Origin of the sequence: Streptomyces alkaliterrae, assembly GCF_007097205.2 — a bacterium.
Lineage (GTDB): Bacteria > Actinomycetota > Actinomycetes > Streptomycetales > Streptomycetaceae > Streptomyces > Streptomyces alkaliterrae.
The window spans coordinates 23,227-31,182 of the sequence record NZ_VJYK02000022.1; the positions used below are offsets into that span (position 1 = coordinate 23,227).

Here is a 7,956-nt window from a genome sequence, read left to right on the forward strand (position 1 = left end):
GGTCACCCCCTGCCGTGCGCCTGGCGCGAGCGCCGGGCGACGGAGTCCAGACCGACGGCGATCAGCAGGACCGCGCCGGTGATCATGAACCGGTAGGAGGAGTCGAGGTTCAGCAGCGTGAGACCGCTGGAGATCGACTGGATGACCAGCACTCCGAGCAGGGCCGCGATGGCCGAGCCGCGGCCGCCGAACAGGCTCACTCCGCCGATGACCGCCGCGGCGATGGCGTTGAGGTTGACGTCTCCGGTGCCGGTGCTCTGGTTCGCCGCGGCGAGTCGCGACGCGGCGAGGATGCCGCCGACCGCCGCCAGACCGGAACACATGACAAACGCCGACGTGTACACGCGCCGGACGTTGATGCCGGCCCTGCGGGACGCCTCGGCGTTGCCGCCGACCGCGTAGAGCGAGCGGCCGAACCTGGTGCGGCTGAGCACGTAGTGCATCACCAGGACCAGGGCGACGAAGAACACGAACATCCACGCGACACCGCGGGCGCGGTTCAGGTAGTACACCGCGACCAGCAGCCCGGCCATCAGCAGCAGCGCCTGCGTGGCGAGCCACTGCGGGGACGAGTGCGAAAGCCCGGCGCCGCGGCGGGTCCGGGCGCGCGCCCACCCGACGGCCAGGAACCCACCCGCGGCCAGCACCGCCAGCGCGTAGGCCAACCACTCGGGGACGAACCACAGTTGGGCGAACTTCACCAGGGCGGAGTCGTAGGGCAGGTTGATCGCGTTCTGGCCACGCAGCAGCCACAGCTGTACGCCGAGGAAGGCCAGCAGCCCTCCCAGGGTGACCACGAAGCTGGGTACGCCGAAGCGGTTGAGCACCTGGCCGTAGAGCCAGCCGATCGCACAGCCGCCGGCCACGGCCGCGAGGATCGCCAGCCACACCGGTTGCTCGTTCTTGACCATGACAACGGCAGTGATCGCGGCCGAGGCGCCACTCACCGACCCCACGGACAGGTCGATCTGGCCGACCAGCAGGACGCAGACGATCCCCAGCGCGAGGATGCCCACCGGGACCATGTCGAAGGTGAGGTTCACCAGGTTGGTGCTGGACAGGAAGGTCGGATTGAGCGACTGGAAGATCGCCCAGATCACCACGATGCCGGCGACGACTGGCAGCATGCCCAGGTCCCCGCCCCGCACCCGGCGGAACATGGCCCTGATGCTGTCGGTCACGCCCTGTGGCGTCACAAGACGCTCGTCCTGCAGGTCGGTTGCCGTTGCTCTCGGCGCGTCGATGATGGTCACAGCTCTTCCTTCTCTGCCCGCGGGGAGGTGAGCCGGCCCGCGGCGCGCCGCGAGACGACGTTGTCGGTCGCACCGGTGATCGCGGCGATGATCTCCTCGGAGGAGACCTCCCCGGCGTCGTACACGCCGTTGTTGCGTCCCAGCCTCAGTACCGCGACGCGGTCGGCGACGGCCCGGACGTCCTCCATGTTGTGGCTGATCATCACCACGCCGAGCCCGTTGTGTCTGAGCCGCTCGACCAGGTTGAGGACCTCGGCTGTCTGTGCGACGCCCAGCGCGGCCGTCGGCTCGTCGAGCAGGACGACCTTCGGCTCGCTCAGCAGGGATCGGGCGATCGCGACCGTCTGACGCTGGCCGCCCGAGAGGGCGGCCACCGGGACGCTGAGGGTGGGGATCTTCGCCGACAGCTGGCGCAGCAGCTCCCAGGAGCGCTTCTCCATGGCGACGTCGTCCAACATCCAGGGGCGAAGCTCCTGCCCCAGGAAGAGGTTCGCCTTGACGTCGAGGTTCTCGCACAGGGCGAGGTCCTGGAAGACCGTGGCGATGCCGATCGCACGGGCGAGGGCCGGCGATCCGAGGGACACCTCTTCCTGGTGGAAGAAGATCTTCCCCGCATCGGGCGTGTACACGCCCGAGAGGACCTTCACCAGCGTGGACTTGCCGGCGCCGTTGTCCCCGACGACGGCGACCACCTCGCCGGCCGCGACGTCGAGTTCGATGTCGGTCAGCGCGGCGACCGCGCCGAAGCTCTTGCAGATCCCCCTCAGCGACAGCACGGTGTCCGTGCCCGCACCGGTGAGCTCGGTGCCTGTCATGGTGACCCTCCTTTCTCAGGGGCCTCGGAACCGCTACCGGATTCCCAGGCGTCGGCAGTCGGCGGCGTACTGCGTGGTGCACACGTCCTTCGTGCTGAGCACCGCGTCGGGGCCGAAGACGACCTCCTTGAGGTTCTTCCGCGTCACGACGGTCGGCTCGAACAGCTGTGACGGAGTGTTGAACAGCTTCTTGTCCGCCTTGGGCTCCTCGCCCCGCAGCAACTGGTGGACCACGTCCGCGGCCGCCTCGGCGACGATCCTGATCGGCTTGGAGATGGTGTTGTACTGGTCTCCCGAGACGATGCGTTGGATCGCCGCCAGTTCCGCGTCGTTGCCGGTGACCGGCGGGACATTCACGTCCGCGGCCTTGAACGCCGCGATCGCCCCGCCTCCGGTGCCGTCGTTGGCCGCCACCACACCCGCGATCCTGCCGCGGTACTGGGCGATCTGCCCGCTCGCCCACTGCTGGGCTCTCTCCGGCGACCAGCCCGGTGTGTCGTACTCGGCGAGCAGTTCGAACCCGCTGCTGTCGACGGCGCTGTGGATGCCCTTCTTGATCAGTCCGGCGGCGGCGTCGGTGGGCGACCCGTTGATCTGGAGCACGCCGCCCTTGGCCTTGGTCTCCTTCAGGTGATCGACCAACGACTGCGCGATGGACGCGCCGATCGCCTCGTTGTCGAACGACACGTAGAAGTCCGCCGGCTTGTTCGGTATCGGACGGTCGTAGGCGACCACCTTGACACCCTGGGACTGCGCCGTCTGGACGATCGTGGCCGCCGCGGCCGAGTCGACCGGGTTGATCACGATCACCTTGGCGCCCTGGGCCATCGCGGAGTTCGCCTGCTGCTGCTGGAGCGAGGCGTCACCGTTGGCGTTCTGGTAGATCACGCCGCAGTCCGCGCACAGCTCGGCCATGCGCTTCTTGAACAGCGGAGCGTCGTACTGCTCGTAGCGAGTGGAGGCCAGGTCGGGCATGAGGAACGCGACCTTGCCCGATGCCTCGTCCGCCTTGGAGGGCCCGGCACCCGGCTCCTGGGCGCATGCGGTGAGAGCGCCCACGGCGAGGATGCCGGTGAGAGCGCCACTGGCCAGTTTTCTCATGTCCACTCCTTGCTCCGAACCGTTCAGCCGCCGGTCGGCCGCTATGACGTACGACACAAGGAACGCGCCGCTTTCGGCAGGTGTCAACAATCTCTGAGAACTGAACACGCTTGCATGATCGTTGGTTCATCCAGGCTGTTCGCTGTTCTGGTTGGGTGAACATACATGTGTCATGCTTCTCTTGGGGGAGGTCTCAGGAGCCGGCACCGTGACCCGGTCGTAGCAGGTGGAGGGCCTGCCGCCAGGCCGGAGAGGTTCGGCTCCACCTACGGGTGTTCTGTTAACAGGAATCGAACAGGGGGATTTCCGTGAGTGAAGGTAAGGATCCAGCCACCGAAGAGGGCGGGCGAGGGCCGCGTGACAGGCGGGAGCGGATCAAGAGCCGTGTCGTCGACGAAGGATTCGTCCGCATCGACCGACTCGCCGACGAGCTCGGCGTGACGCCGATGACCATCCGTCGCGATCTCGACTACCTGCAGGGCAAGGGGTGGCTGAGAAAGGTCCGCGGCGGAGCGACCGCGCAACCGTCGACGGCGTTCCACGGCGACATCCGGCACCGCACCCAGGCCATGGCGGCGGAGAAGAGCGCCCTCGCCCAGGCGGCGCTTCCCCTGGTGAAGCCCGGGCAGTCCGTCATCGTCGACGACAGCACCACCGCCCTCGGGCTCGCCGGACTGCTCTCGCAGCGCGCACCGCTGACGGTCATCACCAACTTCGTACCCGTGATCCAGACACTCGCCGGCAGCCCGGGGATCGAGCTGATCTCGCTCGGCGGCGTGTACTACCCCGCATACGACGCGTTCCTGGGCATCAGGACCGTCGACGCGGTCAACAGCCTGCGAGCCGACCTGCTGTTCGCGTCGACCACCGCCATCACCCGCGGCCACTGCTACCACCAGTCCCAGGAGACCGTGGGAGTGAAGCGAGCCCTGATGGAAGCCTGCGACCGCAGAATCCTCCTGGTCGACCACACCAAGTTCCAGCGACGCGGCCTCTACCAGCTCGCACCCGTCACCGCGTTCGACCTTGTCATCGTCGACGCCGGCATACCGGCGTCCGAGCTCGACACCCTTCAGGCAAGCGGTGTGGAGGTGCTCGTCGCCGGCGTGGAATGAGGGCCCGTCCGCGTTTCGGCAGCCGCTCCCTCCGGTGCGGACCAGCGGGAGCGCTCCTGCCGTCCGCGCCGGACGCGGGCCCCGTACGCGGACGCCCCGTCGACGTGGCGTTCCCCGATCCCCGAACGCCCGTCCCGCATCGCTGGGTTCACGTCGGCCTGTTCGACGACGCCGACCTGCGGACGCTGTGGGGACTGGGCAGGGCGGCCGCTGGCCGCGCCGGGCCGCCGGGGGCGGGGCGGTGCTCGACGAGGGCGGCAACCCCCACGTGTGTGTCGACCAGCCGCGAACCGGCTACGACCGCTGCTTCTTCACGTGGTCCGCCGCTCTGCGGTAGGCGGTGACCGCGGGGGCGTTGGTGACGCCGTGGGCGATCGTGCTGGCGACTACGAGCAGGGTGCCGGCGCCCAGGACCAGGGCGTCGGCTTCCAGACGTGCGGCTTCCAGGGTGAGGTAGAAGAGGGCCGAGACGCCCATGGGGCCGAACCAGCCGAGGAAGACGGCGTCGCGCCAGGTCAGGTCGAGCGGGCGGCGGAAGGCGAGGAGGAGGGGGAGGCGGCGCAGGAGGAGGACGGCGACGACCAGGAGGAGTGCGCGCCACCAGCCGAGTTCGGCCCATTCGTGCCAGGGGAGCATCGCGCCGAGGGCGGTGAAGAGGGGGAGTACCAGGATGCGGTTGACGGCCTCGTCGATGCGGTATTCGGTGGCGCGCTCGCCCGCCGAGCTGGTGGCGTTGAAGGCGAGGCCGCTGACGAAGACGGCCAGGATGCCGTCCAGGTGCAGTAGTCCGCTCGGGCCCAGGACGAACAGGGCGAGGAGCAGGGTGTAGATGAGGAGGGGGCCGGATTCGACCTCTCGGTGGGCCTCGGCGCGGCGGAGCAGCCAGCCGCCGGCGGCGCCTACGGCCGCGCCGAAGACGATGGCGCCGAGGATTCCCAGGACGGATTCGAGCAGCGCCGCCGGACCGCTGAGCGGGCCGGCGAGGGCGACGGCGGCGAGGACGAGGGGGAGGGCGAGGCCGTCGTTGGCGCCGGACTCCAGGGAGAGGAGCTGCCGGGTGCGGAGCGGGATGGTCCGTTCGGCGGGATCGCCGGTGACCGCGCTGGTCGCGAGCACCGGGTCGGTGGCGCACAGCGCCGTGCCCAGGAGGAAGGCGGCGGCCAGGCCGAGGCCGAGGACGGCGGCTGCCACGGCCGACGTGAGCAGTGCCATGCCGATCATGCCGGCGACGAGCAGGAGGGTCAGCGGTCGGGTGAGCGGACGGATGTCGCGGACCGGGTAGCGCAGCGCTACCGCCATGACCGAGACGGCGAGCAGCAGCCGCGAGACCTCGTGCATCACGTCGTGCCGCTCGACGATGGTCGGGAGGTCGATGACGGCCAGGACCTCGGGGCCGAAGAGCACGCCGGTGAGGAGGGCGAGCAGGGGGCCGCTGAGCGGTGCCCGCTGGATGCGTGCGGACAGTGCCGCCACGAGGAGGGCCAGGGCCCCGGCGACGGTCAACAGCACGTCAAGCATGCCGGGCCGAGTGCCCGCAACGGCTGTGGATAGTCGCCCGGAGCCGGAGGGCCGTGCCGCCTAGGTTCTCGCGCGGGCGTAGTGGCGGGCGGCTTTGGCGCGGTTGCCGCAGGCGGCCATGGAGCACCAGCGGCGGCGGCGGTTCTGCGAGGTGTCGAAGAAGTGCAGTACGCAGGCCGGGTTGGCGCAGGGCCTGATGCGGGTCGGGTCCTCGGCGAGCAGGCGGAGGTAGTCGTCGGCGGTGAGCCAGGCGGCGAGGCGGGCCGGGTCGTCGGTCTCGGCGGTCGCGGTGGGCCCGTCGGCGGTGAGGGCGCGGCGTAGGCGGCCGTGGGCGAGGACGTCGTTGAGCAGGTTCCGTGCCTGTTCCGAGGGGGCGGCGGGGTCCGCCACCGCCGCCGTCAGGGCCTCGCGGGCGTGCAGGAGGTGTCGCAGGGTCGCGGCGTCGGCGTCGCAGCGCTGCTCGAGTCCGACGGAAAGCAGCCAGACCGCGAGTCCGGGCAGGCCGTCCAGGAGGTCCTGGGGGCCGTTGTTGTCGATCCAGCGGGTGTTGAGGAGCTCGATCGACAGCGGCTCACCGACGAGGGGGCGGGGGTCGTCGGCTGTGGCGCTGCTCATGCGGTCAGTCTATCTCCTAACCGGTACAGGGGCGCGTAGTGGTTGCGCGCAGGGTCTCTAACCGCTATGGTCGTCTGTATCGGTTAGGGATCACGGCGGGTGATGCCGCCGTCGAACAGGGGAGTCCTCATGTCCGTCACCACCAGCGCCGCCGCGCTCACCACCGGGCACATCGGCATCAACGTCACCGACGTCGGGCGGTCCGCGGACTTCTACCGCCGCGTCTTCGGGCTCGAGGTGGTCCACGAGGGGCGGGACGGGGAGCGTCGCTGGGCGTTCCTCGGGCAGGGCGGCACGTTGGTGCTGACGCTCTGGCAGCAGGCCGACGGCGGCTACGACGCGGGCCGCGCGGGTCTGCACCACCTCTCCTTCCAGGCCGGGAGTGCGGAGGAGGTCCAGGAGAAGGAGGCGGTGCTGCGGGAGTTGGGCGCGGAGTTCGCCTATGACGGCGTGGTGCCGCACGGGGAGGGTGCGGCGTCGGGCGGCATCTTCTTCCACGACCCGGACGGGGTCCGGTTGGAGATATACGCCCCGAGCGGAGCCGAGGCGGCGGAGGCTCCCGTCGCCTCCGCGCCGACCTGCGGATTCTTCTGATGGGCGACGGATTCCACCCGGGGGAGCTGGCCGTCCAGCGCCGTGCGGGGGAACGGGACGTCGCCGCCCATGTGGGCCGCAGCATCAGGGCGACGGTGCCTGGAGTGGCGGCGGCGTTCCTCGCCGAGTGTCGGATGTTGGTGCTCGGCGCGGCGGACGAGGCCGGGCGGCTCTGGGCGTCCCCGCTGTTCGGCCCGCCCGGCTTTCTTGGCGCGCCTGACGAGCGCACGCTGCTCAGCGTCGTCCGTCCCGGGCCTGGCGACCCCCTGGCGGGGGTCCTCGGTCGGGGCGGCACGCCGGTCGGCACCATCGCGCTGGAGCCGTCGACCCGCCGCCGGATGCGGGCCAACGGTCTGGCGGCGCCGGATGGGGCAGGGCTGCGGATCTGTGTGGAAGAGGCGTATGCCAACTGTCCCAAGTACATACAGCGGCGCGAGCTGTCGGTGGAGTATCCGGAGGCCCATCAGCCCGGGAAGGTCGTCAGGGCGTCGGAACTGGGCAGGAGGCAGCGGGACTTGATAGCGGGGGCGGACACCTTTTTTGTCGCGAGCGCCGACGTTGCCGGTGGCGCCGACGCGTCCCATCGGGGTGGCGCCCCGGGTTTTGTCCGGGTGTCGGGTCCTGATCGGCTGGCCTGGCCGGACTACCGGGGCAACTCCATGTACCAGACGCTCGGCAACCTGGAGCGTTCTCCGGCCGCCGGTCTGCTGTTCCTCGACTGGTCGACCGGTGGCGTGCTCCAGCTCTCCGGTGAGGCGGTCATCGACTGGTCGCCGGAGCGGGCGGCGGAGTTCCCCGGCGCGCGGCGGGTGGTGGACTTCCGGGTGACCGATGTTCGGGAGACGGCGAACGGGAGTCCCCTGCGGTGGGGTGCGCCGGAGATGTCTCCCGCAAATCCCGTGTAGGTGGCTGCCGTGGGCGGGGGCTCCTACGACGGGGCGTGGC

8 protein-coding genes are annotated in these 7,956 nt (G+C 70.2%); 3 read left to right on the plus strand and 5 right to left on the minus strand.

Annotation, left to right across the window (positions count from 1 at the left end):
• Nucleotides 1–2 precede the first annotated feature (2 nt).
• The 3 genes from FNX44_RS03825 to FNX44_RS03835 are packed head-to-tail and all read right to left on the minus strand — an operon-like array spanning nucleotide 3 to nucleotide 3,169.
• Nucleotides 3–1,244, minus strand: a complete 1,242-nt coding sequence (locus tag FNX44_RS03825; protein ID WP_407699115.1) for a sugar ABC transporter permease — start codon at nucleotides 1,242–1,244, stop codon at nucleotides 3–5.
• 5 nt (nucleotides 1,245–1,249) lie between these two features.
• Nucleotides 1,250–2,068, minus strand: coding sequence for an ATP-binding cassette domain-containing protein (locus FNX44_RS03830; RefSeq protein ID WP_143646498.1), 819 nt, complete (start codon nucleotides 2,066–2,068; stop codon nucleotides 1,250–1,252).
• Nucleotides 2,069–2,101: 33 nt separating this feature from the next.
• Nucleotides 2,102–3,169 carry an ABC transporter substrate-binding protein gene (locus tag FNX44_RS03835; RefSeq protein WP_143646499.1) on the minus strand — a complete coding sequence of 356 codons (1,068 nt, stop codon included), beginning with the start codon at nucleotides 3,167–3,169 and terminating at the stop codon, nucleotides 2,102–2,104.
• A gap of 374 nt (nucleotides 3,170–3,543) precedes the next feature.
• Between FNX44_RS03835 and FNX44_RS03840 the strand changes: the two genes are divergently transcribed.
• Complete coding sequence (locus FNX44_RS03840; protein WP_323369049.1) at nucleotides 3,544–4,284, plus strand: DeoR/GlpR family DNA-binding transcription regulator; 741 nt, start codon at nucleotides 3,544–3,546, stop codon at nucleotides 4,282–4,284.
• Nucleotides 4,285–4,578: 294 nt separating this feature from the next.
• Here the strand turns inward: FNX44_RS03840 and FNX44_RS03845 are convergent, their stop codons facing one another.
• Together FNX44_RS03845 and FNX44_RS03850 are read right to left on the minus strand one after the other, a co-directional pair.
• A complete protein-coding gene (locus FNX44_RS03845) occupies nucleotides 4,579–5,802 on the minus strand; it encodes a cation:proton antiporter domain-containing protein (RefSeq protein WP_143646501.1) in 1,224 nt (407 codons plus the stop codon).
• A 60-nt stretch (nucleotides 5,803–5,862) separates the two neighbouring features.
• The gene (locus tag FNX44_RS03850; protein ID WP_143646502.1) at nucleotides 5,863–6,417 is read right to left on the minus strand and encodes a CGNR zinc finger domain-containing protein; all 555 of its coding nucleotides are present in this window, start codon (nucleotides 6,415–6,417) and stop codon (nucleotides 5,863–5,865) included.
• Between the two features lie 129 nt (nucleotides 6,418–6,546).
• Here FNX44_RS03850 and FNX44_RS03855 point away from each other — a divergent pair, with 129 nt between their 5' ends.
• Together FNX44_RS03855 and FNX44_RS03860 are read left to right on the plus strand one after the other, a co-directional pair.
• Entirely contained in the window at nucleotides 6,547–7,011 is a 465-nt protein-coding gene (locus FNX44_RS03855) for a VOC family protein (protein ID WP_143646503.1), read from the plus strand.
• Nucleotides 7,011–7,916, plus strand: a complete 906-nt coding sequence (locus tag FNX44_RS03860; RefSeq protein WP_143646504.1) for a pyridoxamine 5'-phosphate oxidase family protein — start codon at nucleotides 7,011–7,013, stop codon at nucleotides 7,914–7,916. Before FNX44_RS03855 ends, FNX44_RS03860 begins: the two co-directional genes overlap by 1 nt.
• Nucleotides 7,917–7,956: the final 40 nt, after the last annotated feature.

Excerpts from the sequence above, each read along its gene's own strand:
- FNX44_RS03850 (WP_143646502.1), bottom strand. The coding sequence starts at position 6,417 with ATGAGCAGCGCCACAGCCGACGACCCCCGCCCCCTCGTCGGTGAGCCG.
- FNX44_RS03830 (WP_143646498.1), bottom strand. The coding sequence starts at position 2,068 with ATGACAGGCACCGAGCTCACCGGTGCGGGCACGGACACCGTGCTGTCG.
- FNX44_RS03855 (WP_143646503.1), top strand. The coding sequence starts at position 6,547 with ATGTCCGTCACCACCAGCGCCGCCGCGCTCACCACCGGGCACATCGGC.
- FNX44_RS03845 (WP_143646501.1), bottom strand. The coding sequence starts at position 5,802 with ATGCTTGACGTGCTGTTGACCGTCGCCGGGGCCCTGGCCCTCCTCGTG.
- FNX44_RS03835 (WP_143646499.1), bottom strand. The coding sequence starts at position 3,169 with ATGAGAAAACTGGCCAGTGGCGCTCTCACCGGCATCCTCGCCGTGGGC.
- FNX44_RS03860 (WP_143646504.1), top strand. The coding sequence starts at position 7,011 with ATGGGCGACGGATTCCACCCGGGGGAGCTGGCCGTCCAGCGCCGTGCG.